This is a genomic window from Microbacterium sp. H37-C3, assembly GCF_027157935.1.
GTDB classification, from domain to species: Bacteria; Actinomycetota; Actinomycetes; order Actinomycetales; family Microbacteriaceae; genus Microbacterium; species Microbacterium plantarum.
The window spans coordinates 1-26,541 of sequence record NZ_JAPVLR010000008.1 but is presented as its reverse complement, the minus strand read 5'-3'; the positions used below and the strand labels follow the sequence as shown (position 1 = coordinate 26,541).

The 26,541-nt window shown below is 66.2% G+C and carries 30 protein-coding genes and 2 pseudogenes; 9 read left to right on the top strand and 23 right to left on the bottom strand.

From position 1 onward, the window contains the following. From O1W71_RS15645 to O1W71_RS15620, 5 genes and pseudogenes are all read left to right on the top strand, one after another. Positions 1 to 432, top strand: coding sequence for an SRPBCC family protein (locus tag O1W71_RS15645; protein WP_269268756.1), 432 nt, complete (start codon positions 1 to 3; stop codon positions 430 to 432). A 208-nt stretch (positions 433 to 640) separates the two neighbouring features. Beyond that, a complete protein-coding gene (locus O1W71_RS15635; protein WP_269268755.1) occupies positions 641 to 955 on the top strand; it encodes a transposase in 315 nt (104 codons plus the stop codon). Next, on the top strand, positions 952 to 1,704 hold the full coding sequence (locus O1W71_RS15630; protein ID WP_269268754.1) for an IS3 family transposase: 753 nt from the start codon (positions 952 to 954) through the stop codon (positions 1,702 to 1,704). Before O1W71_RS15635 ends, O1W71_RS15630 begins: the two co-directional genes overlap by 4 nt. Positions 1,705 to 1,906: 202 nt before the next feature. Further along, positions 1,907 to 2,968, top strand: a complete 1,062-nt coding sequence (locus tag O1W71_RS15625; protein ID WP_269268753.1) for an IS110 family transposase — start codon at positions 1,907 to 1,909, stop codon at positions 2,966 to 2,968. 16 nt (positions 2,969 to 2,984) lie between these two features. Next, positions 2,985 to 3,218: pseudogene (locus tag O1W71_RS15620) on the top strand (integrase core domain-containing protein); the annotation flags it as partial. Positions 3,219 to 3,242: 24 nt separating this feature from the next. Here the strand turns inward: O1W71_RS15620 and O1W71_RS15615 are convergent. The 4 genes from O1W71_RS15615 to O1W71_RS15600 all read right to left on the bottom strand — a co-directional run bounded on the left by O1W71_RS15615 (position 3,243) and on the right by O1W71_RS15600 (position 7,094). Further along, positions 3,243 to 4,148, bottom strand: a complete 906-nt coding sequence (locus O1W71_RS15615) for an NADP-dependent oxidoreductase (protein ID WP_204947949.1) — start codon at positions 4,146 to 4,148, stop codon at positions 3,243 to 3,245. Between the two features lie 76 nt (positions 4,149 to 4,224). Then, complete coding sequence (locus tag O1W71_RS15610; protein WP_204947950.1) at positions 4,225 to 4,650, bottom strand: cupin domain-containing protein; 426 nt, start codon at positions 4,648 to 4,650, stop codon at positions 4,225 to 4,227. A gap of 103 nt (positions 4,651 to 4,753) precedes the next feature. Beyond that, positions 4,754 to 6,760 carry a heavy metal translocating P-type ATPase gene (locus tag O1W71_RS15605; protein ID WP_269268752.1) on the bottom strand — a complete coding sequence of 669 codons (2,007 nt, stop codon included), beginning with the start codon at positions 6,758 to 6,760 and terminating at the stop codon, positions 4,754 to 4,756. 94 nt (positions 6,761 to 6,854) lie between these two features. Further along, entirely contained in the window at positions 6,855 to 7,094 is a 240-nt protein-coding gene (locus O1W71_RS15600; RefSeq protein WP_204947951.1) for a heavy-metal-associated domain-containing protein, read from the bottom strand. Between the two features lie 164 nt (positions 7,095 to 7,258). Between O1W71_RS15600 and O1W71_RS15595 the strand changes: the two genes are divergently transcribed. Further along, complete coding sequence (locus tag O1W71_RS15595) at positions 7,259 to 7,942, top strand: Crp/Fnr family transcriptional regulator (protein ID WP_204947952.1); 684 nt, start codon at positions 7,259 to 7,261, stop codon at positions 7,940 to 7,942. A gap of 396 nt (positions 7,943 to 8,338) precedes the next feature. Here the strand turns inward: O1W71_RS15595 and O1W71_RS15590 are convergent. From O1W71_RS15590 to O1W71_RS15560, 7 genes and pseudogenes are all read right to left on the bottom strand, one after another. Beyond that, a pseudogene (locus O1W71_RS15590) lies at positions 8,339 to 9,221 on the bottom strand (IS5 family transposase). 105 nt (positions 9,222 to 9,326) lie between these two features. After that, on the bottom strand, positions 9,327 to 9,659 hold the full coding sequence (locus tag O1W71_RS15585) for a PadR family transcriptional regulator (RefSeq protein ID WP_269268751.1): 333 nt from the start codon (positions 9,657 to 9,659) through the stop codon (positions 9,327 to 9,329). Between the two features lie 56 nt (positions 9,660 to 9,715). Then, complete coding sequence (locus O1W71_RS15580; protein ID WP_269268750.1) at positions 9,716 to 10,957, bottom strand: sensor histidine kinase; 1,242 nt, start codon at positions 10,955 to 10,957, stop codon at positions 9,716 to 9,718. After that, complete coding sequence (locus O1W71_RS15575) at positions 10,957 to 11,625, bottom strand: response regulator transcription factor (protein WP_269268749.1); 669 nt, start codon at positions 11,623 to 11,625, stop codon at positions 10,957 to 10,959. Before O1W71_RS15575 ends, O1W71_RS15580 begins: the two co-directional genes overlap by 1 nt. Positions 11,626 to 11,654: 29 nt before the next feature. Continuing rightward, on the bottom strand, positions 11,655 to 12,416 hold the full coding sequence (locus O1W71_RS15570; RefSeq protein WP_269268748.1) for an FAD:protein FMN transferase: 762 nt from the start codon (positions 12,414 to 12,416) through the stop codon (positions 11,655 to 11,657). Between the two features lie 2 nt (positions 12,417 to 12,418). Beyond that, complete coding sequence (locus O1W71_RS16445) at positions 12,419 to 12,643, bottom strand: FMN-binding protein (RefSeq protein WP_311200160.1); 225 nt, start codon at positions 12,641 to 12,643, stop codon at positions 12,419 to 12,421. A 275-nt stretch (positions 12,644 to 12,918) separates the two neighbouring features. Next, positions 12,919 to 14,232, bottom strand: a complete 1,314-nt coding sequence (locus O1W71_RS15560) for a ferredoxin reductase family protein (protein WP_269268747.1) — start codon at positions 14,230 to 14,232, stop codon at positions 12,919 to 12,921. Positions 14,233 to 14,486: 254 nt separating this feature from the next. Between O1W71_RS15560 and O1W71_RS15555 the strand changes: the two genes are divergently transcribed. Beyond that, a complete protein-coding gene (locus O1W71_RS15555) occupies positions 14,487 to 15,230 on the top strand; it encodes a VIT1/CCC1 transporter family protein (RefSeq protein WP_269268746.1) in 744 nt (247 codons plus the stop codon). Between the two features lie 420 nt (positions 15,231 to 15,650). After that, on the top strand, positions 15,651 to 15,986 hold the full coding sequence (locus O1W71_RS15550; RefSeq protein WP_269268745.1) for a hypothetical protein: 336 nt from the start codon (positions 15,651 to 15,653) through the stop codon (positions 15,984 to 15,986). Positions 15,987 to 15,998: 12 nt separating this feature from the next. Here O1W71_RS15550 and O1W71_RS15545 read toward each other — a convergent pair whose 3' ends face one another. Genes O1W71_RS15545 through O1W71_RS15495 form a run of 11 tightly spaced genes read right to left on the bottom strand, consistent with a single transcriptional unit; the run spans position 15,999 to position 25,112 of the window. Beyond that, complete coding sequence (locus O1W71_RS15545; RefSeq protein ID WP_269268744.1) at positions 15,999 to 16,502, bottom strand: thermonuclease family protein; 504 nt, start codon at positions 16,500 to 16,502, stop codon at positions 15,999 to 16,001. A gap of 14 nt (positions 16,503 to 16,516) precedes the next feature. Then, positions 16,517 to 16,846, bottom strand: a complete 330-nt coding sequence (locus O1W71_RS15540) for a hypothetical protein (RefSeq protein ID WP_269268743.1) — start codon at positions 16,844 to 16,846, stop codon at positions 16,517 to 16,519. Positions 16,847 to 16,852: 6 nt separating this feature from the next. Next, positions 16,853 to 17,239: a single-stranded DNA-binding protein gene (locus O1W71_RS15535; RefSeq protein ID WP_269268742.1), complete on the bottom strand. Its 387-nt coding sequence runs from the start codon at positions 17,237 to 17,239 to the stop codon at positions 16,853 to 16,855. Positions 17,240 to 17,269: 30 nt separating this feature from the next. Then, positions 17,270 to 17,569: a hypothetical protein gene (locus O1W71_RS15530; protein ID WP_269268741.1), complete on the bottom strand. Its 300-nt coding sequence runs from the start codon at positions 17,567 to 17,569 to the stop codon at positions 17,270 to 17,272. Continuing rightward, the gene (locus O1W71_RS15525) at positions 17,566 to 18,549 is read right to left on the bottom strand and encodes a M23 family metallopeptidase (protein WP_269268740.1); all 984 of its coding nucleotides are present in this window, start codon (positions 18,547 to 18,549) and stop codon (positions 17,566 to 17,568) included. The genes O1W71_RS15530 and O1W71_RS15525 overlap by 4 nt, the downstream gene beginning before the upstream one ends. After that, positions 18,546 to 20,027: an ATP/GTP-binding protein gene (locus tag O1W71_RS15520; RefSeq protein ID WP_269268739.1), complete on the bottom strand. Its 1,482-nt coding sequence runs from the start codon at positions 20,025 to 20,027 to the stop codon at positions 18,546 to 18,548. Before O1W71_RS15520 ends, O1W71_RS15525 begins: the two co-directional genes overlap by 4 nt. Then, on the bottom strand, positions 20,024 to 21,697 hold the full coding sequence (locus O1W71_RS15515; protein ID WP_269268738.1) for an SCO6880 family protein: 1,674 nt from the start codon (positions 21,695 to 21,697) through the stop codon (positions 20,024 to 20,026). The genes O1W71_RS15520 and O1W71_RS15515 overlap by 4 nt, the downstream gene beginning before the upstream one ends. Further along, positions 21,694 to 22,950 (bottom strand): hypothetical protein, encoded by a 1,257-nt coding sequence (locus O1W71_RS15510; protein ID WP_269268737.1) that lies wholly within the window; start codon positions 22,948 to 22,950, stop codon positions 21,694 to 21,696. The genes O1W71_RS15515 and O1W71_RS15510 overlap by 4 nt, the downstream gene beginning before the upstream one ends. Further along, entirely contained in the window at positions 22,950 to 23,630 is a 681-nt protein-coding gene (locus tag O1W71_RS15505) for a hypothetical protein (protein WP_269268736.1), read from the bottom strand. Before O1W71_RS15505 ends, O1W71_RS15510 begins: the two co-directional genes overlap by 1 nt. Before the next feature lie 2 nt (positions 23,631 to 23,632). Continuing rightward, entirely contained in the window at positions 23,633 to 23,911 is a 279-nt protein-coding gene (locus O1W71_RS15500; protein ID WP_269268735.1) for a hypothetical protein, read from the bottom strand. A gap of 1 nt (position 23,912) precedes the next feature. After that, positions 23,913 to 25,112, bottom strand: a complete 1,200-nt coding sequence (locus tag O1W71_RS15495) for a nucleotide-binding protein (protein WP_269268734.1) — start codon at positions 25,110 to 25,112, stop codon at positions 23,913 to 23,915. A gap of 158 nt (positions 25,113 to 25,270) precedes the next feature. Between O1W71_RS15495 and O1W71_RS15490 the strand changes: the two genes are divergently transcribed. Beyond that, complete coding sequence (locus O1W71_RS15490; RefSeq protein WP_269268733.1) at positions 25,271 to 25,588, top strand: hypothetical protein; 318 nt, start codon at positions 25,271 to 25,273, stop codon at positions 25,586 to 25,588. Between the two features lie 556 nt (positions 25,589 to 26,144). Here the strand turns inward: O1W71_RS15490 and O1W71_RS15485 are convergent. Then, the coding region (locus tag O1W71_RS15485) for a hypothetical protein (RefSeq protein WP_269268732.1) at positions 26,145 to 26,541 on the bottom strand (397 nt) is incomplete at its 5' end.

Here is a 26,541-nt window from a genome sequence, read left to right as displayed (position 1 = left end):
GTGACTCGTAGTTCGGTGACGGTGGTTGCGGACATTGATGCGTCCGTCGAGGTCGTCTGGCGATTCCTGACGACTGAACGAGGCGCATGGTGGCCCGAGATGCGCTTCGAGGCGGAGGTCGGCTCGCCGCTCGTCGAAACCTGGGTCGAGGAAGGCCAACAGGTAAGCGCGACGGGGAGCGTCACGCGATGCGACGAGCCGCATGTTCTCGGATTCGATTGGACCGAGCAGAGCTGGGACCATCCTCTCGACGTCGTGATAGAGCTCGTAGCGCACGGGCAGGGGACCTTAGTCACGCTCACCGAGTCAGGATTCTCCCGTGCTCGTGTTCCGCACTCTTTGCCTGCGGAACACGAAGAGGGGTGGCGATACCACCTGGCACGATTGAAGCGGACGAGCGAGGGTGAAGACGTCGACGTCGATGTTCAGTGAACGCTGCTGGTGAGCCAGTGGAGTGTCGCGGCGAGGCAGAGACCGGCGCGGTAGTTGCGTGCGGTCTTGTCTGAGCGCATCGCGATCCCGCGCCACTGCTTGAGCTTGTTGAAGCATCGCTCGACGACGTTGCGGCCACGGTAGCGGACCCGCTGCTCCTTGAATCGGCCTGGCTTTCGTTCCGTTCTTCAAGCAAGGATGGAACTCGATGAACAGGAAGTATTCGCCGGAGATGCGTGGGCGGGCGTTGCGGATGCTCGCGGAGACGCGGCCGTCGCACCCGACGATGATGAGCGCGGTCCGTCACGTGGCCGGTCTGCTCGGGATGAGCCCGGAGACGCTGCGGCTCTGGCAGCGTCGCTACGAGGTCGACGCGGGCGTGAAGCCCGGATTGACGACGGATGCGGCGGCGGAGATCGAGCGGCTGCAGAAGGAGGTCTCGGAGTTGCGGAAGGCGAACGAGATCCTCAGGGCTGCGAGCATCTTTTTCGCGAAGGAGCCAGGCCACCCCTCGACGAGATGATCCGGTTCGTCAACGAACACCGGGATCGTTTCGGGGTCGAGCTCATCTGCCAGGTCCTGCGACCGGCAGTGAGAGGATTCTTCACCTCACGCGGCTATCGCGCCGCGGTGGGCCGCGCGCCGTCCGCGCGGCAGCTGCAGGATGATCTGCTCGTGCCCGAGATCGCCCGGCTGCATGCGGAGAACTACGGCGTCTACGGGCGACGGAAGATGCACGCCCTCATGCGACGGCAAGGCTGGGACATCGGCCGGGACCAGACCGAACGCCTCATGAGCCTTGCCGGGGTTCGCGGAGTCCGCAAGTCGAAGCGCGTGTTCACCACCCGCGCCGACACGACCACAGTGCTGCCGAGCGATCTCGTGAACCGCCGCTTCACCGCACCAGCGCCGCGACGGCTCTGGGTCTGCGACGTCACCTACGTCGCCACCTGGTCCGGGTTCGCCTACGTCGCGTTCGTCACCGATGTCTACTCGCGTCGCATCGTGGGCTGGAACGTCGCATCGACCCTGAAGGCCGACATCTTGCCGTTGCGGGCACTCGATATGGCCGCGTGGGCCGCGGGCGGTCGCCTCGACGGGTTGATCCATCATGCCGATCACGGGTCGAACTACCTCGCCGTGGTCTTCACGGATCGGATCGAGGAACTCGGAGCGAGCCCCTCTACCGGAACCGTCGGCGACTCGTTCGACTGTCAGTCTGTTTCTGCCCGATCTCGCGAGGATGGGGTAGTCCTGGCCGGAGCGCTCTGACCCTTGCGTTTGATTGGCCCGTAGGGTGCCTTGGCGTTGATCTGTCGAGCCTCCGGCCGGGCGCGCAGTAACCGCTGCCGCCGGATCGGGCGTGACCTGATAGGAGCCTGGAGCAGTCTCGACAACGCGTCCCCATGACAGTCCTGTCCACCCGCCGGCGACAGCGTGATGACCACGCTAACCGGTGAAGGAGACAGCACACATGACCGAACTCGAGACCGTCCGTTCCGGACACGTCGTGATCGGCGTCGATACGCACAAACACATCCACGTCGCCGCGGTGACGGACTCGGTCGGCGGGATCCTCGCGACCTTGACGATCACGACCGATACGGCCGGGTTCAAGCAATTGCTGGGATGGGCTGCGAGCTTCGGGAACGTCATCGCGTTCGGCATCGAGGGAACCGGCTCCTACGGGGCCGCGCTGACCTCGTTCGTCCGCCGCCACGGACACAAAGTCATCGAGGTCGCCCGCCCCGATCGGCGGCTGCGCCGACTCAACGGGAAGTCCGACACCCTTGACGCGGAAAACGCCGCCCGGGCCGTGCTCGCCGGATTCGCGACCGCGATCCCGAAGACCGCGGACGGGGTCGTGGAGATGATTCGACAGCTGAAAGTCGCGCATGACACCGCGGTGAAAGACCGCACCGGAGCGATGATCACCCTCAAAGCGATGCTCGTCCACGCCACCGAAGACCTCCGACGCGAGACCGCCAAGAAGACGCAGAAGATGGTCGCGCGGCACTGCGCCGCGCTCCGACCCCGCGGACTGGAGACCCCGGAGGACGCGAACCGTCACGCTCTCCGCTCGATCGCGAAACGATGGATCGCGCTCAACGATGAGATCAAGGATCTCGAAGAGCAGCTCGTGCTCCAACGCGCCCCGCACCTGCTCGACGAGTTCGGCATCGGCGTCGACACCGCCGCGGAGATCCTCATCGTCGCCGGCGACAACCCCGAACGCATACACAGCGAGGCCGCATTCGCAAAACTCGCCGGCATCAGCCCCATCCCGACCGGATCAGGGATGACCAGCGGCAAGCATCGCATCAACCACGGCGGACACCGTCAACTCAACGCCGCCATCTACCGGACTGTGATCGTCAGGATGAGATTCCACGAGCCCACGATCGCTTACGTTGCCCGACGCACCGCCGAGGGCAAGAGCAAGCGCGACATCATCCGATGCCTGAAACGCTACGTGATCCGCGAGGTCTACCACCTCGTCAAGACCGACCCGAGAACCGGCGAAATCAGGAGTTGACAACTATAGGAGCATCAACGCCCTCGCCGAGGCGGTCAACGGCCTCTACAAGACCGAACTGATCCGTCAGCGCGGGCCCTGGCGCACAGTCGAGCAAGTCGAACTGGCGACGCTCGAGTGGGTGTGGTGGTGGAACAACTCCCGCCTCCACGGCGAGCTCGACATGCGAACACCCGCCGAGGTCGAACAGGCGTATTACGCTGACCAGGAATCAGCCAATCCGGCACCTGTCGGACAAGGCTCCCGATAGGAACGAAAGTCAGGCCGATTCACCTTAGGGCACCACGATGATCTTTCCAGCAGCGTGTCCGGTCTCCACGGCGGCAATCGCCTGACCTGCCTGATCAAGGGCGAACTGGGCGTCCACGTGGGGATCGACCAGCCCGTATTGGATCACCTCGGTGATCTTGGCCATGGCCTCATCCGTGCGTGCCAGGGCCTGGCCGCCGAGCTCGGCGGCGGTGTCTGGGTCCGCTGCGGAGATGATCCGGGTTCGGTCGGGCACCAGGTCCGCAACAGCACGTAGCGCATCGCCACCGACGAGATCAACGATCAAGTCTGGGCCGTCCGCGCTCACCTGTCGCACCCGGTCGGCCGCCCCTGGACCGGATTCGATGAAGGTGGCGCCGGTTGACTCGACGAGTTCCCGCTTGGTTGCGCTGGCGACGCCGATGACCGTGAGCTCGTGCACGCGACCAATCTGTGCCGCGATCAGTCCCACTCCGCCGCCGGCGCCGAGCAGTAGCAGGGTCTGGCCCGGTTCGAGTTCGATCTGGTGGGTGGCGTCGTAGGCTGTGGCGGCGGCCACCGGGATGGTGGCCGCGTCGGCGAAGGAGATCTCCTCGGGCTTGGCCACAGTCGTGGCGGCGCGCAGTAGCGTGTGCTCGGCCATTCCACCCTGCCCGGGCGCCACAAGGCCGAGCACCTCGTCGCCCACGGCGAAGTCCTCGACCCCGTCACCGACCTCAGTGACCACGCCGGCGGCTTCACGGCCCATCGGCGCCGGCAGGCTCCAGTGACGGCCCAGCTGGCCTTCCCGGATCTTCCAGTCCGCCGGATTTACACCAGCGGCTCGGACTTCGATGGCCAGTTCCCCGGGCCCGGGCGTTGGAACAGGCCGCTCGATCAGTTGCTGGGCCTCGGGTCCGCCGTAGCCGGTGAAGACATAAACCTTGGACATGGATGGAATCTCCTTCTGATCTGGACTGGGTGGTGCGTCGTCGACGTCCCGGATGGGTCTGTCGTGGCGGTGGCGGTCAGGGCCGGGGTGGTTCGTCCTCACCGGCGGCTTCGGCGGCGTCAGCCTCTTCCCGGGTGGCGAATGCGGCGCCGGCGGCGTGCTCGGGTGGGCTGTAGATGGTGTACAGCACCAGTGGCTGGTCCCCGGTGTTGCGGAAGTTGTGCTGGGCACCGGCGGGTACTGCGCACTGGTCACCGGCATCGATGGGGTGTGTGTGGCCGTTGAGGTCGGCTTCGCCGGTTCCGGAGACGAAGGTCAGGATCTGATCGGTGTGTTCGTGGACCTCGTCTCCGATCTCGCCACCGGGCGGAATGGTCATCACCACGATCTGGGTGTGTTCTCCGGTCCACAGCACCTTCCGGAAGTCGGGATTGTCCCTGGCCACGTCCGCGATGGTGAAATGCTCGACGTTGTCGCCCAGGGTGAAGTTCTTTTCGCTCATGGTCGGTCTCCTCTGTTTCGTGTGTTGATTTCGGTGTTTGCGTCGTTGTTTTGAGTCTTCGAGGTGCTCGGTGCCGCGGGGCGGGTCCACTGCCCCGGGGGCGTCAGGCGGTCACATGCTCCGCCGAGGTCCCCGTAGCAGTGCGTTCGCTCTTTGGCGTCGTCGTGGAGTCTCGGGTGTTTTGCAGGAGCCGCATCGCGTTGGCGATGACCACGAGCACGGAGGCTTCGTGAACGAGCATGCCGATCGACATGGTCACTCCGCCGGCGAAGACTCCGGCCAGTAGTAGCACCACGGTGATCAGGGCGATTGCGATGTTCTGTTTCATCACGTTCACGGTTCGCTTGGCCAGGCCGATGGCCTCGGGCAGCTTGAGCAGGTTGTCGCCCATCAGGGCGATGTCCGCGGTCTCCACGGCCACGGCTGAGCCTGCCGCACCCATCGCCACGCCGATGTTCGCGGTGGCGAGAGCCGGGGCGTCGTTGACGCCGTCACCGACCATCGCGATCGTGTGGCCCTGGCGCTGTAGCTCGGTGACAGCGTCCAGCTTGTCCTCAGGGAGCAGGGAGGCGTGGATCTCGTCGATCCCGGTGGCTTTGCCGACGGCCTCGGCCACCAGTCGGGTGTCACCAGTGAGCATGACGACCTTCTCGACGCCGGCCCGGTGCAGTCGCGCGACCATCTCGGGTGCGTCCTGGCGGATCTGGTCGGCGACGGCGACGACGCCGACCACTGTCTCGTCAACAGCGACGATCATAGGAGTTTTTCCGGCGGCGGCCAGCTCCTGGGCGGCCTGCGCTGCCTCGGCGATGCCTGAGGCAACGCCGTACTGCTCCAGTAGCGGTGGGTTGCCGATCAGCACCTGGCGGCCATTGACGTTCGCCACGATGCCCTTGCCGGGGACCGGGGTGACGGCGCCGGGGATGCCCTGCGGGGCGACGCCCTCCTCGCGGGCGGTCTCCAGGATGGGGCGGGCCAGTGGGTGTTCGGAGCCGGCCTCGGCTGCCGCGGCCCAGCGCAGCACCTCCGCACGGTCGAGCGTGGAATCCAAAATGATGACGTCGGTCAGCTGGGGACGTCCCTCGGTGAGCGTGCCGGTCTTGTCCACGGCGACCGCGGAGATCTTCGCGGAAGTCTCCAGGAACTCGCCGCCCTTGATGAGGATGCCGTTGCGCGCAGCGCGGCCGATGCCCGCCACGATGGCGACCGGGATGGAGATCACCAGGGCACCGGGGCAACCGATGACCAGCAGGGTCAGGGCCAGCACCACGTCTCCGCTGATGAGTCCGGCCACCAGGGCCAGGACCATGACAGCGGGGGTGTACCACGTGGAGAACCGGTCGATGAAGGCCTGGGTCTTGGCCTTGGCGTCCTGAGCCTCTTCCACTCGGTGGATGATGCGGGCCAAGGTGGTGTCTGCGCCGATGCCAGTGGCCAGGACCTGTAGGAATCCGCCGCGGGAAACGGTGCCGGCGAAGACCTGCCCGCCCTTAGTTTTCTCCACTGGGATGGACTCGCCGGTGATGGAGGCCTCGTCGATGGCGCCGGTGCCGGAGACGACCTGGCCGTCCACGGGGACCTTCGCGCCGTTCTTGACCAGGACGATCTCGCCCATTCTCACCTGTCCGGCGGGGATTTCCTGTTGCTCGCCATCGCGCACGACGATCGCGGAATCGGGCGCGACGGCGACCAGTTCGGCCAGTGCCGAGCGGGTCTTGTTGAGGGTCGCAGCTTCCAGCGCGTGGCCGATCGCGAACAGGAACGTGACCGCCGCGGCCTCCCAGAAGTTGCCGATGATGACCGCGCCGATCGCCGCAACCGACACGAGTAGGTCGATGCCGATGACCTTGGCGATCAGCGCGCGCACCGCCTTCACCACGATCCCGTAGCCGGCCACCACGGCCGCGGCGATCATGAAGACATCTCCGAGGGTGAAAGCCTCGCTGGCGTGAGTGGCGTGGGCGCCGGCGTCTAGCCACCACTGGGGGCTGACGGTGAGGTTGGCGGCACCCCCGGCCAGCCACTGGATGGCGAAGGAGGTGATGATGAGCACGCCGGACACGACGGGAACTGACCAGTTCCCATAGACCCATTTTTGGAGCCTGTTCACTTTCGGGTACGACCTTTCTGGGTCTCGTGCCGGCGGAGCGGCAGAGTGGAATGTGGGGAGGATGTCCGCAGGTGGCGCGCGGGGGCCGTTGGTCTCAGAAGGCGGACGGTGCGGCCTTGTAGCCGGCTTTGGCGATAGCGGCGACGAGGTCATCCACGGAGATGCGCTCGTTGTCGTGGTCCACCTCGATGCGGGCGGAGGCGAAGTGGACCTTCACGTTCTCGACACCCTTGAGTCGCCCGACCTGCTTCTCGATCTTCGCCACGCACGAGGGGCAGGAGAATCCCTCCGCTCTAAGGACGGTGTGAGTGGTGGTGGGGGTGGAGGTGGCCATGGTGGACCCCTTTCGTGATGTGTTCCTTATTGGTACCTTCACGATAGGTTTGCGGCGTCCGGAACTCCTTGACATAGATCATGTTCGGCGCCCGCCTGCTACCGAGGCGTAGCTGACGCTGTCCGGTCCCGCGGCGCCGATGCCGACTCCGGTAGACTTGCCACATGCCCGTGGACGATCTGTGCGTCAGCCGCGTGCCGATCTTCCAAGGACTCACCCGCGAGGAGCAGTTGCGGGTCGCGGAGTTCGTCCGCCCGGTGCATGTTGCCAAGGGGGAGACGGTCTATTCGCCAGGACAGTCGGTCTCGCGTCTGTTGGTGATGCACAGCGGACAGCTCAAGGTCAGTCATGCGGCGGCCAACGGCCAGGAACAAATCCTGCGCACGGTGACCGACGGTGATGTCGTGGGCGAACGGGCCTTCCTGACCGGCCACCTGCCCAATGACCTCGTCGTCGCGCTGGAAGACAGCCGGATGTGCGTCTTCGACCACACAGACCTCTCGGCGCTGCTGCGCGACTACCCTGATGTCGGTCTGCGGATGCTGCGGACTCTGTCCGACAGGCTCGCCTCCGCCGAGCGGTTGCTGGCCGCCATCACCTCCAGCGATGTCAGCGCCCGCATCGCGGCCTACCTGCTGGATCTGCCCGGCGGCATCCGAGACGGCGTGCCCACAGTGTGGCTACCGTTGGCGAAGTACGAAATCGCCTCCTATCTGGGCACCACGCCAGAAACCCTGAGCCGACGCCTTGCCGCTCTCGCCGCCTCCGGTGTCATCGAACTCCACGGGCGTCGTGAAGTCACGATTCTCGACATTGATGGGCTCGAACGCGTAGCCACACCTCGATAGACAGGGTATCGCCATGGCTTGGCTAAAGGTGGCGTGCGGCCGGGCCCGAATGCGGCTTGCCTCGTCCTCGGGTGCGTAAGCGTGGTCACATCGCGGCGTCACCTACGATGGCGCCCACATCCCGCTGGTCGACCCGGACACCTGGCTGCAGGTCCAGACGCAGCTCGATGCGAAGAACGCTGTCGGTGAGCGGCCTCAGAAGTACGACCACTACCTCAAGGGGAGCTTGTGCTGCTCGTGTGGCGCCAAGCTCATGATCGAACGACCCCGTGACAAGCAAGGCGATCGCTACGAGTACTTCACCTGTTCAGGGCGGCGCAAAAAAGAAGAGGGGTGGCGATACCACCTGGCACGATTGAAGCGGACGAGCGAGGGTGAAGACGTCGACGTCGATGTTCAGTGAACGCTGCTGGTGAGCCAGTGGAGTGTCGCGGCGAGGCAGAGACCGGCGTGGTAGTTGCGTGCGGTCTTGTCTGAGCGCATCGCGATCCCGCGCCACTGCTTGAGCTTGTTGAAGCATCGCTCGACGACGTTGCGGCCACGGTAGCGGACCCGCTGCTCCTGACCGAAGTCGATCGGTCGCCCGCGGCGCTTGCGGCGGTGAGCGATCTGATCGTCACGTTCAGGGATCGTCGCGGCAATCCCGCGCTCGCGCAGCCAGGCGCGATTCGCCTTCGACGGGTAGCCCTTGTCCGCGAGCAGCCGATCCGGCCTCGACCGCGGCCTGCCTCTCGCGCCCGGGACGCGGATCTCGCTCAGCGTTGCGGTCAGCATGCTCGTGTCCGCCGCTTGTCCGGGCGTGAGGATGAACGCGAGAGCTCGTCCCTTGCCGTCGCAGACCAGGTGATTCTTCGTCGTCAACCCACCGCGGGAACGGCCGATCGCGTGATCGGGTGGCTCGTCACCGAATTTCTTGTAGTTCGCCAGAGCCCCCTGTGGCGCGGGGAAGGGTGGCGCCGTGCTGATGCACGCGCACGATCGTGGAGTCGATCGACGCGACCCAGTCCAGATCCCCGGACTGCTGCGCGAGAGCCTGCGTCTTCTCCAGCACCCGCGCCCACACGCCCAGCTCGGACCACCGGTTGAAGTTCTTATAGATCGTGTTCCAGTTCCCGAACCGCTCCGGCACGTCCCGCCACGGCGCACCAGTCCGGAACCGCCACGCCGTCGCCTCGACCACCGCGCGCCGATCCACCGGCGGCCGACCCGTCGACTTCGCAGTCGGGAACAGCGGACCGATCACAGCCCACGCTTCATCCGAGATCACGTCACGAAACACGCATCAAGACTCACCCACGAGGCAACCGCAGATGTTTAGCAACACGCCCTAGCACCTCGCGGGTGGATCCCTGTCTAGCTTGCGCGGGAGTGGTGGTGTCCGTTGTCATCGGCCTGTGTCTTCCTGTGTGAAGATACGCATCCGTTGCCGGGCGACCGCGAGGCCGCGCTGGCCTTTCTCGGTCGCGGAGTACAGCTTGCGGATGCCGCGCTCAGTTCGTTCGGTTCGTACGGTGAGGTAGCCGTCTTCGGCCATTCTGTGGAGCATGGGGTAGAGGGTGCCCGCTGAGAGGCGGTATCCGTGACTGGCGAGCTCCTCGATCATCCAGGCGCCGTAGATCTCTTCCTGTGACGCGTGGTGCAGCACGTGCATCCTGACGAGCCCAGCGAGGAGGTCACGGTACTCCTCCAGTTCGTCAACGGAAGGTTCGCTCGCCACTCCGGCTTTCTATCGGAGTTCGATATCGAATGTCGATAGGGCAGGTGAACGTGTGCTTAACGCGCCGACGATGCGACGGGGAAGCTGCACACGACAGTGCCGCCCGAGTTCGAGTGGTCGATGGCGACGGTGCCATGGTGTCGCCGCGCGATCTCGCTCACGAGGGCGAGGCCGAGGCCATAGTGTCGCGTGCCGCTGCCCGGAGCGCCGGTGCGGGTGCCTGCTCGGCTGCTGGAGAATCGTTCGAAAGCGGTCGCGGCGATCGTCGGGTCGAACCCGGGCCCGTCATCGGTCACAGTTAGGACCGCTCTGGACGCGCTCGCCGTCACTGTGATGCTGACGGCGTGCTGCGCATGGTCGAGCGCGTTCGTGCACAGTGCGAGGACGAGGCGCAGGAGTGCCGCGGGCGACCCGGTCACGGTTACCGATCCTGACTTGCCTGTGCGTATCAGTTCGATGTGTCGGGCGGTCGCGTCGTCGGCGAGGAGGGCGATGGCCCGGTCGGCGACGGCGACGAGATCGACGGGCTCCTGCGTCGCGCTGCTTCGTGGGTCGGCGGCGATAAGGAGGTCGTCGAGGATTTCGGTGAGGGCGTTCGTGTCGGTGACGACGTCCTCGATGGCATCGGTGACGTCACTCGGCAGGCTGTCCTGCCCTCTGCGTTTGAGCAGCTGGGCACGGGTACTGAGGAGGGTGAGGGGGGTACGGAGCTCGTGGCTGGCGTCTGCGACGAAGCGGCGCTGGAGTGCCAGCGCATCGGCGAGGGGCCGCATGGCACGCTTCGCCATCAGATACGACGCGGCGAACGAGAGCACGACTGCGATCACACCGCCGACAAGAAGCGCGGCCGAAAGACGACTGAGCTCCTCAGCTGTCTCGTGCTGATCGATAGCGACCTGGATGACGCGGTCGTGGTCCCCATCGGCGGTGGTGAGCAGCGCGTAGGTGCGACCGTCGACGGTGCGTTCGGATCGCTGGTCCCCGCCGCCAGCTTCGACGGATTGGATCGCGGCGGTGTCGAGCAGGCCGTCGGGCATACTCTCGGACGTGACGATCTGGCCGCCGCTGTGAGTATCGACGATGGTCACAAAGGTGCCGGAGGCGGCATCCTTCCTGGAGTCGAGTTGGGTGGCGGCGCGCAGCGCATGCTCGCTGGCCTCGGCGATGCTGCTGCTCACGATCGCGAAGACGACCCCGCCGACGACGACGAGCACCACGAGGACGAGCGCGGTGAACTGGGCGGTGAGTCGTAGCGCGGCGCCCCGGAGATCCTCCGGGTCGCGAGGCCTGCGCGCCATCACCGGAGCGGTCCCAGTTGGTAGCCGATGCCGCGGATCGTTTTCACCGATTCGCGGCCGAGTTTTCTGCGCAGATAGTGCACGTAGGTGTCGATCACGCCAGGATCGTCCGCATCGGGGAACACCGTGCCGAGCAGATCGTGCCGTTCGAAGATCTGCGAGGGTCGGCGTGCGAGGTGCTCGAGGAGTTGAGATTCCCGCTCGGAGAGGTCGATCGTGTCACCGTCGCGAGTCGTGACGGTGCGGCTCCTCGTGTCCAGGGCTCCGTTTGGGAGGGGAAGCGTGGGCACGATGTTGAGATGTCTGCGCAGCAGCGCGCGGATCCGGGCGAGGAGTTCGTCAATGTCGAACGGCTTGCCGAGGTAGTCCTCGGCTCCCCGGTCCAGCCCCTCCACACGGTCGGCGGGGTTGCTGAGGGCGGACAGGATCAGCGCAGGGGTGAGCACGCCGCGTTTGCGGAGCCTGTTGAGCACGTCGAGACCCTCGATAGCCGGCAGGCCACGGTCCAGGATCATGGCATCGAAGCTCTGAGTCAGTCCTTCGTGCAAGGCTCGCTGCCCGTCGCGGGCAAGGACGGTGTCATACCCCTCGGAGCGCAGCAACTGCTCGAGCATGCCGGCGAGGCGGGCGTCGTCTTCGACGAGCAGGATCCGCGCACGCTCGGGCATGATCGCAGTATAGGCAGGGCCTGACGCGCTCATCCGAGGATTAGGCTTGCGGCTTCCCGCAGCCCGGGCGATGCGGTGATCCCCCCGTGGTCGTCGACGGTGAGGGCGTCGACGTCGAACCGGTCGAGGATGTCGTCGCACCACTGAGGACCGCCGGCCAGGATCGCGGTCGCAAGCACATCGGCGGTGACGATGTCATCGGCGACGACCGTCACCTGCCGGTAACGGACGAGAGTGTCCGATGTAGCCGGGGCTCGCCAGATGTGCTCGCCGCGTTCTGCGGTGCCGGAGGTGGCCACCGCCTGCCGTGGGTTCTGCACTTCGAGGGCGCACAGGAGGGATGTTCGGGCGTCGGGGTCTGTGATCCCGATCCGCCACGCGGAGCCGTTGATGCTGCCGCGGGTGAGGATGTCGCCGCCGACGTTGAGCACCCAGGAGGGCATGCCGAAGGTGTCGAGAATGGTGCCAGCCGCTGCGATGGCCGCGGCTTTCACGATGCCGGACAGATCCAGGACACCGTCCGGCCGGTGAGACGTGAACACGCCAGCCGTACGATGCGACCACATCATCGCCTCCCTGTAGCAGTCGCGCACGGCATCGCTGGAGTGCGCGAGCGTCAACTCCCCTGTCGCGATGCGGCTGAGCTCTGAGTCGGCACGGTAGAGGCTGAACCGGCGGTCGAACTCGGCGAAGGCATCTTCCACCTGGAGCAGCACCTCATCGCTCGGCACCGGCCCCGCGAAGCGGAGGCTCGCCGTCGTGCCCATCGTGTTGAACACATGCGTCGTCACGGTCACAGTCCAGCCTGGTCGAGGGCGGACTGGAGCGAGGTCAGGTAGGCGTTGCTCGTGTAGGTGGCACCTGAGACGCTGTGCACGTTCGCTGATTGTGCGGACAGGACTTCCTGACGAAGGATCGGGGCAGCGCGGTTGCTGATCGACACCGACCGGGAATCCTGGTCGGTGAGCTGCAGCGCGGTCACGTCGCTGAGGATGCCGTCCTGCACGGTGATCTGCACCTGGACGTCACCGAAACGCGTATGAACGGATGTCCCCGTGAAAGTCCCCGAGACAGCTGACGTCGTGGTCTCCGACGCGGACGCACTGGGTGTCGGTGCGGGCGTCGCTGTGCTGCTTCCGGCATCCGCCGACGGCGTGACAGTCGAAGTCGGTGCTGATCCGGCAGCCGTATCGGATGTCGTTGTCTCTGACTGCTGGCCATCAGCGCCGAGCTGCCAACCGACCGCGAGTACGGCAATCGAGGACAGGGCGCCCAGTATCGTAGCGCGCGCCCTCACCAGTCGAACCTCTCCACGTGGATCTGCGCTTCCCGCAATCCTGCGGCGCGGGCATCGCGAATCACCAGATCCGTCCACGCCTGCGGCCCGCACACGTAAAGGTCCGAGCGCAGCAAGTCAGGGAACGCCGAGGTGATCGTCACCCCACGCGACAGCGCCTCGGCAGACATCCAGGTGGCAAGGCCCGGAGGCCGTGCACCGAGCATCGTATACACGGTATTGCCGCGCATGCTGGGCAGTGCGCCGATCTCGCTCCACAGGTAGCTCTGGGTGGAATCGGTGCCGCGGAGGACGACGGTGGCTTCACCCGGACTGAGCGGGGAATGCTCCAGCAGGGATCGGATCGGCGTGATGCCGATGCCCGCCGCGACGACTGCGAGTTTCGGAGCGACCCGGTGCGCGTCAGTGAAGACACCGTACGGACCTTCGATCGAGACGCGCGCGCCCGGACGCACGCGTCCGATCGCGGCACTGCCGCGCCCGAGGTCACGCACTGTGATGCGCGCCGTCGTGGCGGTCGGCACAGCGGAGAAGGAGATGGGATGCGCATGCCACCACGTCGCACCCGTCCAGAACCGCCAAATCGCGTACTGGCCGCCGGCCGTGTGCAGCCGATCCAGGTTCCGCCCCGTGAGGTGGAGCGACACGACACCCGGAGCGACCTGCTCGACCCCGGCGACGCGGATGCCGTGACGCGCGCTGCGGATCATCGGCACCAGGAAGCGGAAGACACCGATCGAACCGAACGCGAGCACGTACAGGGCGAGCCAGTACACCCGCTGTCCGGTGCCTTCGGCGAGCACACCGCCCGCGCTCAGCTGGTGAGGCACGGCGACCAGCACGGCGAGGTAGCTGAGCAAGTGGATCAGATGCCAGGCCTCATAGGAGAAGCGACGGCGGACGGCGACGAGCGAAGTGACCACGACCGCGACGAGCAGCCCGAACCCGAGATAGGCGAGCAGCAGGTCCTTGCTCTGGAGGAACCCGATCGTCTCGGCAACCACGTTCGACCCGTCGCTCATCGCGTAACCGACGGTGAGGAGGGCTGCGTGGGCGAGGATCAGTGAGAGGGCGGGCTTGCCGAGCCTGCGGTGGAGGGCCATCGCCTTGTCCTGGCCGAAGACGCGGTCGATCGCCGGAATGCGAGCGGCGAGCACCAGCATCACCAGGATCAGGTCGGTACCCACAAGTCCCGTGACGATGCCGAGCGCGGTGATCGCGGAAGCGGGATCGGTGACCTGGTTCATCCCGCCGTAGGCGAGCCACAGGGAGATCGCGACGGCGACCGACAGCCAGACCGCAACAACCATCAGGTCGGCCGCGCGCATCCGTCGACGAGTGCGGACCCGCCGGACCCGCGCAACCGTATCGTCAGTGCGGAACGTTGCCGCCCGTGAAAGGGGGGCCGTATCTGTCGCCATTCTCAACTCACTTCGCGTAGCTCCGGCTATCGACAGTTCCCACGATCCCCCTCCTTTCTTCCAGGATTCTTAGCCGCCTGGCCGCGGCACGCTTAGCCTCACCAACGTTGCTCACCGGGACCAGCGGTGCTTGTATTGGGGTCATGTCGACAGATCTGCCCGCAGACAACCCCGCGCTCCAGCCGCACCCCGATGAGCCGCATCGCGACGGCATTGCGCAACGGTTGAACTGGCTGCGTGCCGGCGTGCTCGGCGCAAATGACGGCATCGTCTCTGTTGCCGCGATCGTGGTCGGCGTCGCCGGCGCGACCACCGCCTCCGGGCCCATCCTCACCGCCGGGCTGGCGGGGTTGGTCGGGGGTGCGATCTCGATGGCCCTCGGCGAGTACGTCTCCGTCAGCAGCCAGAGCGACAGCGAACGCGCCCTGATCGCGAAGGAACGGCAGGAACTGCGCGACATGCCGGAGGAAGAGCTCGACGAGCTCACCGGGCTCTACCGGGCCCGTGGGCTCAGCGAGCAGACCGCACGACAGGTAGCCGTGGAGCTCACCGCGCACGACGCCCTTGCCGCGCACCTATCAGCCGAGCTCAACATCGACGAGGACGACGTCGTGAGCCCCTGGCACGCGGCGGTCGCTTCCGCAGCCGCGTTCACGATCGGCGCGATCCTCCCCATGCTCGCCATCCTCCTACCCCCACCAGAGTGGCGTGTTCCGGTGACCTTCGCGGCCGTCCTCATCGCCCTCGCCATCACCGGCGCCATCTCCGCACACATCGGCGGCAGCTCCCGACCCCGCGCCATGATCCGCGTCGTCACCGGCGGCGCCCTCGCACTCGCCGCCACCTACGGGGTCGGGGTGCTCCTGGGCGCCTCGGGAGTGGCCTGATACTGAGCGAGGATCTGCTCCCGTTCGCGGTCACCGGTGCCCATCAGCCGCTTATGAAGCGGAGCAGCCAAGGAATGCTGCAAGTTCCGGTGGCTTATTCAGCACCGTTGTAAGGTTTGCAAGGAGGACGAGCCCGACGATGCGGAGGAGGGAGACCGTTGCTGCTTCAGCCAGTACCAGACTCCAGATTCGTCGGTCAGGCCGACGAGACCATCGCATCCAGATATGCGCACCGCCATGACTGCAATCCCGACGGCGGTCATCATGGTGCTCGTTTCCCTCCGGGGGGCACCATGGCCCCGCCGCCGGCCGTCCGCTGCGCGGCTTCGGGTGCCGCTGCAGCGGACACCCCTGCCCACGGCGCGAGCTGGATAGAACAAATGTTCGAACGCGGTTACCCTGGTTCCGAGAGGGGCAGGTGTGACCGTGGGGACGAACAAGCGCTATGCGGCCTCGGTCGACCGGCGGATGGATCAGAAGATCCTGGAACGCATCGCGCGCGACGCCGGCCCGCTGCAGTCTCTCTCCCGCGAAGAGATCGGCCTCGACACCGAGCCCGTGACGATCGACCCGAAACCAAGGCCCGTCCGGGCGTGGGTGCGGTTCAGCGCAACACCCGTGTGGGTCGAAGCCGAGGCGTGCCGGTGGACACCGGATGCCGTAGCTATCCGGTTCCCCGTGGGCGGTGTTGAGCATCGCGCGTGGGTATGGGCGTCTGCGGTGACGCCTCTCAGCGCGAAGCCGCCCGCCGGGTGAGCGCGAACGCGGTCATCTGTCGCCGCCCGTCGCGCACGCTGCCCACAGGCCGCGACCGTCGCGCTCGGCGGCGTTCTGAGCGGCCCTGTAGGCCTCCTGGCCGTCATAAGCGGCGTCGTAGGTGTATTCATACCCAGCGCCCGCCTCGATGAGTGTCAGGGCGATGCTGTGGCCGTCGTGGCGGACGTGCCGCAGTAGTCGGCCGCACCGGTCGACGTCGGCTTGGGTGGGGTCCGCGATCAGCTCGACGTCGCTGCGGTAGATCAGCTCATCCAGGATCTCGCGCGCCTCCTGCGCGTAACACTCGTCTGTGTTCCCACCCCGGCCGATCTCGGGGGTGTCTATCCCGATGATCCGCACCCGCTGCGCGCCGGCGCCGGTGTCGACGTCGATCGTGTCGCCGTCAACGACCGCGACCACGACACCGCTCGTCGACGAGCTGCCGGCGTCGGGACCGCCGAGAGGCACACACGCGGTAACGCAGATGCTCGCCCCGATCAGGATCGGAGCGAGCATCAAGCGCCGCGGGCTCAGCGCCATGAGACTCGGCGGCGCTGCCAGCGCACGGCCACGACGATGACGATCGCGAGCACGAGGCCAGCCACGACCGCGATCGCGGGCCGCCAGTCACCCACAGCGACGCAGCAGAAGACCGTGACAACCGCCGCGACGCTGCCGATCGTGACGGTCACAACACCCAGCCGCCACCGATCACCCAAAGCGGCGAATACCGCGGTTAGAACGAGCGCGACGAACGCGATGCCCCCGGCAACGGCGCCGAACCCCGCGATCGACTCAGCAAGTCCGGGAATGGGTGGGATTTGCGGCTGGATGTCGGGCATGCCGGATTGCGAGAACATGCGCGGTCAGCTTTCTGCGGAGGCCGGCGCTGCTGTAGCAGGGGCACGGCGGATGGGATCGACGGTGGCTGTCGCGTGGGCGAGGTCGGGACCGATCGCGGAGGCGTCGATGATGCGCCGGTACACGGTGCCCTCTCGGCCCCCGAACGAGGCATCCCGCTCGGCGCCGACGACGATCACCGCGTCGCCTTTGTGCAGCGAGCTCGCGGCATTCGCGCCGAGCTCGAACTTCGCCTCGACATAGTGAGCGAGGGGCTGGTGCCCCTCGATTCGCTCCTCGCCGCGGTACTCGTAGGTGTTCTCGAGCACCGTGAACTTGGTGATCTGGATGCGGCCCGCCTGCTGCACCTCAGGGTCGGCAGAGAGACGGCCGGTAATGAATCGAGTGGACATGGGTAGTTCCTTTCGAGGTCGAGGTCGAGGTCACTCGGACAGCGACTGATGAGCGCGTGTCGTGAAGCCCAGTAGAGCCCGCTCCTTGTCGTTCGCGTCCGGCCACGCCTTCCCGGTGACGTCGACCGGCACGTACCGGTGAGTGGTGCCGTCCTCTCCGAGCTGAACGAACAGAATGAGCGTGCTCTTCACGACGGCATCGCTGCCGTCAAGGTCATCAGCTGCCTCTACCCACACGCGGCGAATGTGGGTGACGTTGATGAGGTCCGTGTTCCCGCTGTTGCGGCGGATCAGGGGTAGAAACATGCGGTTTCCTTTCTTGGCGGTCACCCCGGCAGCGGTGCGCCGGCGTTTTGCATGAACGGCTCGGGATTGATCGGCTTGCCGCTGTGGTGGATCTCAAAGTGGAGGTGGCACCCGAACGAGAACCCTGTCTCGCCCATCGTGCCGATCTGTGTTCCCGCGGCGATCTGATCGCCCTTGGCCACCCGCAGGCTGCCGTCTTCCATATGGAAGTAGCCGGACTCGATGCCGTTGCCGTGGTCGATCCACACGACGTTTCCGCGGTAGGGCTGCACGCCGGCGAAGGTCACGGTGCCGCTGCCAGCGGCCCAGATCGGGCTCCCGCATGACCCGGTGGCCAAGTCGGTCCCCTTGTGGCAGCTATCGCCCGGGCGGTTGATCTCGCACGAGCCGAATCGGTCGGTCATCTTCCCCCGGGCGGGAACGACCCACTCCCCCGTGCCTGCGCTGCACGCCGTGGTCAACGCCGTAACGATCGCTTTCGCGTCAGCCTCGAACGGGGCGTAGTGCTGGGGGTTGTCGTTGACCTGCACGGCGTGGATCGCGAGGGTCGCGGGCATCGTCTGCCACCCGTCCACGCTCGTCAGCCGGCCGTAGAACAGTGCGGCCGAGCGGGAGGGGTCCATTCGCTCCTGGACGGTGCCCCACGAATCCTGCTGCTGGAACAGTCCGATCGACGTCGTACGCGACCCGTCCGGGTTCGTCACCCCCGACGTCTCCCAGTCTCCATAGGTGACGTTCCGCAGTGACGACTCCCCCATCGCGGTCATCACCGCGAGGATCTGGCCGTGCTGGTCGATGCCGAGATCCATGCCGGCGCGGACGATCGCCGCGGCGTTGGTGAGCTGGTCACGCTTATAGCCGTTGACCTCGGCCGGCAGTGAGCCGGTGTCGGCCATACACATGTCGGCGGCATCGGCGCGCTGCACCGATGCGAGGATGAACGCCACCCCGAAGGTCAGGACGAACCCAACCACCGCGACGATCGCAACCAGCTTGATCTTCATGCGTCAGCCTGGCCGTCCCCTCGCGTCTCCTCGGCGGTTTCAGCCTGGCCGTCGCCTCGCATGCCCTCGTCGGTGTCGGTCAACCCGATCTCGATCGATGAGCGCACGTGCTGCACGTGCGTCTCGGGAACGCTGCCGTACTTGAAGACGAAGTGTCCGGGGGCAAGGTTCTGCAACGTCTCAGCGGTCGACGGGTCGAACCCGAACGTCTGCACCGCCCAGTTGGCATCTTCCTGGCGGTCCTGCCGGAAGATGTAGATGCTCTGGGCTTCGCTGATGACAGTGCGGCCGGGGGAATCGACGGGGATATCGGCGCCCTTGTGGAACACGAACACGTTGCTCAGGCCGAGGCCACGAGAGAGCTTCTGGTTCGACTTCAGCAGGTGCGCGGTGGGGCCTTGAACCATGTCCCACCCTTCCTCGTTGATGCAGGTCGTCTGCCAGCCCGGATCGGCACGAAGCCGGCCCAGCATCCACTGGTTGCCGATCGCGCGGACCACGTGCGAGGACGGACCCTCACCGGGGAGCTGAGAGATATCGAAGCTCGTCAGCTTGCCGGTCAGCGCCACCTCTTTGCTGGTGTCGCCGTCGAGCAGGCCGCCGTACTCCTCCAACAGCCCTTCGAGGGTGAACCGGACCCCAAGGCCGGCCTGATGCAGCCGGTCGCGTGCTTGCTCGCTGCCGTTCAGCTCCTCGGCATCGACGTCGCCCAGCAGCGGCAGCAGATCGCTCATGGTGGGTACGCGCCGCGCGTCCTCGAACTGCACGAGAGCCCGGGTGAGGGCCGAGCGTGCCGCCTTCTCCTCCCACTCGTCGATGCGCTCACCGTCACGAGCGATACGGAGGATCGCGTGCAGCAGCCGGTAGGTGCCGGCTGAGCCGATCTGGTTGACGATGAGCGGGTCGAGCAGGTTCAGCCGCGACCCGGAACCGTCCGTGGTGAACCGGATCGGTTCACCAGTCCCCCACTCACGCACCAGCTCCGCGTACTCGCCTTCGCCGCCGCGGTTCTTCTTGTCAAAGATCACCGCGCGCCGGCGCCGGATCAGCAGCGGCCGGATCACGTAAACCGTCTTCACGAACGACGATTTGCCTCCTCCGACACCGCCGGCGACCACGGTGTTCGGGGAGGAGATCAGGCGGGGGTTCGAGTTGTACGCGGTGATCGGATCATGGGCGATGAGGGTGTGCGAGAGCATGTCGCGACCGTTCGCGACGCCGGCGGTTCCCGTCACCGGGCCGATGAGCGCAGTGTTCAGCACGGAGGTCTGCCGGGTCGTCGAGGGGGCTCCCTCGAATACCGGCGCGTAGTACCCACGTCCCGCCTTTCGAGTGTTCGCACGCCGGTTACGCCCGGGCAGCTCATAGGGCGAGACCTCGCCGTGCGTCTCCTCGACGTCAGCGGGGATCTCCGCAACGGCAACGTCGGACTGCTTCTTGCTCCGCCGCGACCGGCGGGGCGTCGTGCTCTCGCTCACGCGATCGCCTCCTTGTCTCCCCCGCCCGCGATGACGCGCATAGCGCGTGCACCGAAGGTGGGTACGTGCGGGCGCAGCCCGCGCGCGATGGGCCAGGTCGTGCCGCTTGCTGCGGCCTGGTACGAGTCCAGCCACTCCAACCGCTGGATGCCGACTTCGTTGGCGCAGACCTCCGCGAGTTCCCGGCTCGCTGAGGCGAGACGGTCGCGGCTGTCGGTGGTGATGGTGATGAAACCGACCCAGTTCGCGCCGTGGTGTCCGCTGCCTTCCGCGAGGTCGCTGCGTCGACGCTGGGCGGCGAGGATCTTCACCTTGCCCTCGTCCAGCGGGATCTTCCCGTTCGATGTTTCGGAGATCTCCGCGGCCATGTCCGACACGAGGTCACGACGTGCGGCATGGCGGGCTTCCCCGGCGGGGATCAGCTCGACGTGGAAGCTGACGGTGCGGATCATGTCCAGCTCGCGGCCGACCAGCAGCTCGAGCAGCCACAGCGGGCGCCGCTGCGCGACGGTGAGCGATTCCGCGCGGATCACCGCGGTGCGGTGCCACCACTCAACGTGCTCGCCCGATTCCGGGTCGATGCCCTCTACGACGTGAGCGGAGTACTCCCCGCCCCGGGCTCGTTCTCCGGTGCTCGTGGGTTCCATGTCGCGCACCAGGTCGAGGGGCCGTGAGGGGTTCTGCATGTGGCGGATCACCGCCGCCGTTCCGCGGGCGGTGAGCGGTTCCGCCCATGAGTGGCGGGAGTCGAGCAGCCCGCGGCGGAACGACTCGATCTCGGCTGCCATGAGCTTGCGCCACCCGTCACGACCGGTGCCGTACTTGCGTGCCTGCTCGACGAACCGAGCGTTCACGGGCCAGCGGCCCACGACGTAGTGGCGCTGCACCATGGCTCCACGAGACGACTCGATCAGCACCTCTTCGTAGGACTTCTTCGCCCAATCGGGCGCGTCCTCGTCGATGTTGTTGAGCACCCAGAACTCCTGCAGCGCGGTGTCTGCCGGCAGAACCCGGGTGACCGACTGCATCATGCGCATCAGCGAGCCCGGAGCGGCCTTACTGGCCTGGAAGGCTCCGAACGCTTCGGCGCCGCGTACGACGTTCTCGGACGACTCCATGCCGCGCAGCTGGCCACTCACCGAGAACGCGACACTCAGGTAGGGCTCTTCCCCGGTCGGGCCGTGCCAGGCGATCCCGGGGACGCCACGGCCGGACTGCAACCAGCCCATACCGTCGCAGCCGTCCGGGTTGGCTCGCATCGCGTTCAGCTCACGCGCCCATTCGATGCGGCCGGCCCGGTCAGCCTTGTCCTTGGTCTTGTTCGTCTGCTCAAGCGCGGTGGTCAGCAGCGCCGCACGATCGGCGTCGTACGGGATGAACTCATCCGCGTGCGTGCGCTGGGCGAGCTGGTGCCGCCGCGAGCGGCGCCGACGTTCGATGATGCTCCCGTTATGGGTGCCGCTCGTGAGGATGACGAGGACCGTCACGCCCACCAAAGCGGAGACGATCGCGACCCACCCGAGGGCCGGCGTGAAGACCATGCCGACACCGATAATCGCCACCGTGCCCCATCCCCGGGACTTGCTCTGAGTGCCCCAGAATCCGCGGTGGCGGCCCTCGCCGCCGAGGATGTAGATGCCGCGCTCGGACTCGTACTGTGACTCGCTCACTGCGGGCGCTCCTTACCTTGAACGGGCGGGGGTGTGACGGATTCGTGTGCTGTCTCGCTTGCCTTCCTCGCGACGGTCTGCGCACCCTTCGCGGCCACGGCGGTCCCCGCGTTAAATGCCGTCGACGCCTTGGTGCCCGCACTTGCCAGGGCGGGCGTGCCGGCGCCGGTGGGCTGCTTCGCGCGTACCTTCCCCGCGTTCTGGGCGCCGAGCTTGGGGGCAATGGAGCCCGCAGCGTCGCTCGGCCGCGCAGATGTGCGAACGGTCTGACGCGTGGGCGCTGCGGGCGCCTCACGGCTGGGAGCGCGGTGCGACCGGCCGGGCGACGTCGGCCCGATCGGTGTCGTCGGCGTCGAATCCGACGTCGGCGCCGCGGCAATGCTCTTCCGAGCCCACGTGATCAGCACGAACGGCAGGAAGACGGCCAGCACGATCGCCATGACGGCGATGATGACGCGGGCGAGGTTCTTGAACCCGTCGTTACCCCATGCGGCCACCGAGTCGATCGGCAACCGGAACGCGAATCCGAGTGCGAGGAAGAGCAGAGGCTGCACAAGGAGCATCCCGACCCACAGGCCAACGGCTCGCGACGCGGCAGCACGGCGACGCGGGTCGACCATCCATGCAATAGCGATGGGGATGAGCGCGCCGGTGAAGTACTGGACGACGAGCTGGAAGATGAAGATGAACGGGATGATGAGCATGCCCAGCGTCATCGCCCAGATGACGATCATGCCCACGACGGCCGCGCCGGTCATCTTCGCGGGGTCATCCGGGGCGATGGTCGAGAACGTCTCAACCATCTGCTCGATCGATCCGCCATAGGCCCAATCGATGATGCTGCGGGTCAGCAGTCGCAGCAGCTCGATGATCGACAGCCCAATGAGAGGGCCGAACATCGCGCCCATGATGAAACCGGGGAAGTACAGCCCGATCGCCTCGAAAAGCTCCTGCCCGCTCTGGTCGCCCTTCGCGACGCGCACGAACTGCGGGAACAGCAACAGAACGGCGAGCATCAACGCGAGCGCGAACGACACGGCGTAGGTGCTTAGGAACGACTGCAACGTGAGATCCGGGAGAGTCGACTCGGTGATCGCCGGAATGACGTCCCGGCTGAGGCTGATCGTCGCGTCGCGGCCCGACTTGTACATGTTCCCGAACGGATCGGACCAGAAGTTGACGACCCCGCCCACGGCGTCGACAGCACCGGACACACCGTCGGTGAAGTCACCCCAAAGGTCGATGCGGTGCATCAGCAGCCCTCCGGGATGACCGTTCCTGTGGTGCGAAGTGTGTTCGCATCGTCCTTGAACTCACCGTCTTCGATCGCCCACCCGTTATCGGTCCAAACGACGCCATAGGAAGGCATGAAGTTGAGCGTCGGATCGATCGCCCCCTGAAGCACCAGCGGCAGCATCAGCGTGAGATCCACTCGCTGATCCGTGAAGCTGTCCACCCGGTAGTAGCCGTTCAGGCTGGTGAGGTAGAACTGCGACGCATCGACCTTCTCGGCAGATGCAGCCGACTGCGCGAGGTTCGGCGCGACAGACGCCACACCGTCGATGAGCGCAACCTCTTCGGCGGGTACGACCGGCTTCTGCCCGATCCACCGCGTAAACGCGATCGCGAACGAGACGGCGCCTTCGGGGGTTTGCGGTGCCGCGGCCTGCGCGTCGAGCACGGCCTGCGGTCCACGGGAGTCGCCTCCGAGGCAGCCGTCGACGCCCGCCACGGCAGGGGGGGAGGTCGTGGCGGACGTCGACGGGGTTTGTGGGGTTGTGGGCTGAGCGGGCGGCTCGGGCGCCGCGGTGTTGTCCCCGCGGCTGCCGAGGAATACGCCGAGCCCGATGCCGCCGGCGACGAGAATCGCGGCGGCCGCGATGACCGCGACCCATACCCAGCGGCGGCGCGGTGCTGTCGTCGGCGTGCTCATGGTCAGGCGAAGATCGCGATGATGGCGCCAACAACGACGGCGAGGGCGACCAAGACGCCGAGGGAGATGCTGGCCCACAGCACCTGCTTTTTGCCCTCTGCGACGGCGGCGGGGTTGCTCTCGCCGTTCTGGCCAACCTTCACGATCGCTTGGATGAGGAAAACGATGCTGATGACGATTGCGATCGCCCAGACACCGGCGAGGATCTTCTGCCACAGCTCAGTGAACTGCGCTCCAAAGATCGTGAAGTCGGGGATGATCCCGTCAAGCGGATTCTGCATGTCACTGCGCCTTTCGTAGTTCGGTGTTGAGTTGCTCGACCACGCCGGCTGTCAGTCGGGTGATTGCGTCCTTCGTGGCAGGCGCGAGCTGGCCGTAGACGAGCGTCGTGCGCTCAGCGATGTGGTGATCCGTCGGCAGGTGGTAGACCGCTCGGATGCCGGCCTTCTCGATCAGCTCGTCTGCGTAAGCGCTGACCTCGGCATCCTCGGGCCGGCCGTCGTGGGTACGGACGACGATCGCGTTTCGTGCCAGATGCGCGGCGTGGCCGCCGCCCTGGTGGAGGTGCCGGAGGAGCTGCATAGCGCCTTGCAGGGCGTCGAGAGCATCCAGCACGGGGATCACGAGAACGTCGGTGACATCGAGTGCCCCGTGGAACGCGCTCGAGCTGGGCTGGTTACCGGTGTCCATGACGCGGACGGGGAAGAACTCGTCGATCTTGCTCGTGATCCGCTTGACGTCCTCGCCGCTCAGGGGCTCCCGGTCGCCCACGGTGCCGATCACGGATGCGTAGCTGGTTTGCTGCGAGACATAGCCGGCGAGGTGGCCGGCGCCGCGGATCTGGTCGAGGTCGCGCAGCAGCTCGGCAACGCCGACGTTCGCGCGACCTTCGGAACGCACCGACAGGGCGCCGGGGTCGTCTGCGACCTCGACAACAACTGTCCCTCCCCCACGGGTGGTAGCAAAGCAGCCACCGATCGCGAGCGAGAGGGGTGTCTTCCCGACGCCGCCTTTGGGATTGGCAACGAGAATCCCGACGCTGCGCTGCCAGCGCGACAGTCGGATGAGCGATCGAGCGCTACCCAGCTCGGCCGCGGCCAGTTCCGCGGGGCCCTGCTTCACCTTGAAACCCAGGTTTCGTGCGACGGCCCGCCAGCCAAGCGACGGCGCCTCTGCGGCACGTTCGCGACGGTTAATTCGGAGATCTACCGACGGGACGCCGCCGGCAGCCTCCGGCGCGCCCTGCGCTTCATCCGGCAGGGGCACGTCGTCGATCACCGCCGGAGGCTCGGCCGGTGCAACATCGTTGCGAAACCGGTCGAGCAGATCGTCCGTCGGTGAAGCTTGCGCTTTATGCGTCTTGTCCCCCATTTGGGGGACAGATTCACCCGCTCGCGGCGATGACGGCAGCTCGACCGACTCGACGTAGCCCTCGGCGCGTGACGCGCCTCGGAAGCTTGTATTTTCGACCTTTTCAGTCACTTCGCACCCCCTGCGTGCACCATGCTAACGACGGGCGATGACATGCTCCCCGCGGGAGGCGATAACTCGCCCTCGAATCAACGGTAACGCGTTACCCGAGATGTTGGATGAGAGTGCTTTAACAATCTGGGTCATGCCACTACTGGCACAATGAAGCCATGCCGATTCGCACCCCGATACCCGACCTGACGGGGGAACCGCTGAACGCGCATCGGGTCATTCAGAACGAATCGCGCCTGATCTGCCTGCGGTACCTCCTCAGCGTCGAGTCCGCATCCCGCGCCGAGATCACACAGGCCACCGGCCTTGCGGTGACGACGACTGTCGAAGCCCTCACAGAGCTTGAAGAGCGCGGCTACGTGACAGACCCGAACATGCCCGCGCATTCTCGTGCCGGCAGGCGTCCGCAGTACAAGGCGAATCGGGAACGAGTCACGACCGAACTTCTCGCGTTCGTGAGCTGGGTTCTCAGGTAGTCACGCCCGCCGACATGGCACTCGGGGTTGACACGTACGTGTCAACCCCGAGTAGCGTCCGCACTGTCAGCTAACTGGCTGTTCCGTACTGAAAGGTGGAAGCAGCCCAGCCAAGGATGATCCACGTCAGGGCGGGGGCGATAACGCTCACGGAAGCCAGACCCCACAGCAGGCGGTCGCGTGTCCGGTGTGCAATGTAGCCCGCCCACACAGCAAGCAAGATGCAGACGGCGGTGGCACCAACTGTCAGGAATGTGACTGTCCAGCTCGAGTGAATCGTGGCTGTAGTGCCGTCTGCGAGCAGCCAGGTGCACTGCCGCCCGATGGGCCACGCGGAGGCCTCGGCGTACGTCAGCGCCTGCTCTGTCAAGGCAACGTTGGCAGGGGGCGCAAGTTGACATTGCGCCTCTGCGCTGACCCTCGTTTCCAGGTACTGCGCAGCAAGTCCGACTACGAGAAACGATCCCGCCACAAAGAAAACGGCCGTGAGGGCGGCTCTGAACCGCCCGTGCCCTTTGTTTCTCATAGTCGGACCTCCGCTAAGAAAGTACTGGAGTCAGCACGGGTACTTGCTGGGGGGAATCTCTCCGTAGCCCCCAGAGTTCCAGCACACAGTCGGTGCCGTCCAGTTTCGCCACGAGGCGAGCGTGCCGCGCGACTGGTATCCGGTCTGCGTGAGCCCCATGCAGTCGGTGTTGGACAGCCAGGGCTGAAGAAGGCAGCCTGTGGAGTTGACGGGCTGGATGTTCCCCGAGATCCGTCCGATGTTGTCGAGTCCACGGGGCGCGGTGACGAGGATGAGCATCTCTTGCATCCCGTTCGGCCACGCGCCGAGAGTTTGCGGGCTCCGGATGCCGATGCCAATCGAGTTGCGGTTGCACTCGTCGAAGAGATCGTTGTAGTCGGCGTATGCGCCGAGACGCGAGGGCAGCGGGTTCAAGCCGAAGCCCGAG

Coding starts and splice junctions, on each gene's coding strand:
- O1W71_RS15635 (WP_269268755.1), top strand. CDS start 641: ATGAACAGGAAGTATTCGCCGGAGATGCGTGGGCGGGCGTTGCGGATG.
- O1W71_RS15630 (WP_269268754.1), top strand. CDS start 952: ATGATCCGGTTCGTCAACGAACACCGGGATCGTTTCGGGGTCGAGCTC.
- O1W71_RS15625 (WP_269268753.1), top strand. CDS start 1,907: ATGACCGAACTCGAGACCGTCCGTTCCGGACACGTCGTGATCGGCGTC.
- O1W71_RS15615 (WP_204947949.1), bottom strand. CDS start 4,148: ATGTCCAAGGTTTATGTCTTCACCGGCTACGGCGGACCCGAGGCCCAG.
- O1W71_RS15610 (WP_204947950.1), bottom strand. CDS start 4,650: ATGAGCGAAAAGAACTTCACCCTGGGCGACAACGTCGAGCATTTCACC.
- O1W71_RS15600 (WP_204947951.1), bottom strand. CDS start 7,094: ATGGCCACCTCCACCCCCACCACCACTCACACCGTCCTTAGAGCGGAG.
- O1W71_RS15595 (WP_204947952.1), top strand. CDS start 7,259: ATGCCCGTGGACGATCTGTGCGTCAGCCGCGTGCCGATCTTCCAAGGA.
- O1W71_RS15580 (WP_269268750.1), bottom strand. CDS start 10,957: ATGGCGCGCAGGCCTCGCGACCCGGAGGATCTCCGGGGCGCCGCGCTA.
- O1W71_RS15575 (WP_269268749.1), bottom strand. CDS start 11,625: ATGCCCGAGCGTGCGCGGATCCTGCTCGTCGAAGACGACGCCCGCCTC.
- O1W71_RS15560 (WP_269268747.1), bottom strand. CDS start 14,232: ATGGTTGTTGCGGTCTGGCTGTCGGTCGCCGTCGCGATCTCCCTGTGG.
- O1W71_RS15555 (WP_269268746.1), top strand. CDS start 14,487: ATGTCGACAGATCTGCCCGCAGACAACCCCGCGCTCCAGCCGCACCCC.
- O1W71_RS15545 (WP_269268744.1), bottom strand. CDS start 16,502: ATGCTCGCTCCGATCCTGATCGGGGCGAGCATCTGCGTTACCGCGTGT.
- O1W71_RS15540 (WP_269268743.1), bottom strand. CDS start 16,846: ATGTTCTCGCAATCCGGCATGCCCGACATCCAGCCGCAAATCCCACCC.
- O1W71_RS15535 (WP_269268742.1), bottom strand. CDS start 17,239: ATGTCCACTCGATTCATTACCGGCCGTCTCTCTGCCGACCCTGAGGTG.
- O1W71_RS15525 (WP_269268740.1), bottom strand. CDS start 18,549: ATGAAGATCAAGCTGGTTGCGATCGTCGCGGTGGTTGGGTTCGTCCTG.
- O1W71_RS15510 (WP_269268737.1), bottom strand. CDS start 22,950: ATGCACCGCATCGACCTTTGGGGTGACTTCACCGACGGTGTGTCCGGT.
- O1W71_RS15505 (WP_269268736.1), bottom strand. CDS start 23,630: ATGAGCACGCCGACGACAGCACCGCGCCGCCGCTGGGTATGGGTCGCG.
- O1W71_RS15500 (WP_269268735.1), bottom strand. CDS start 23,911: ATGCAGAATCCGCTTGACGGGATCATCCCCGACTTCACGATCTTTGGA.
- O1W71_RS15490 (WP_269268733.1), top strand. CDS start 25,271: ATGCCGATTCGCACCCCGATACCCGACCTGACGGGGGAACCGCTGAAC.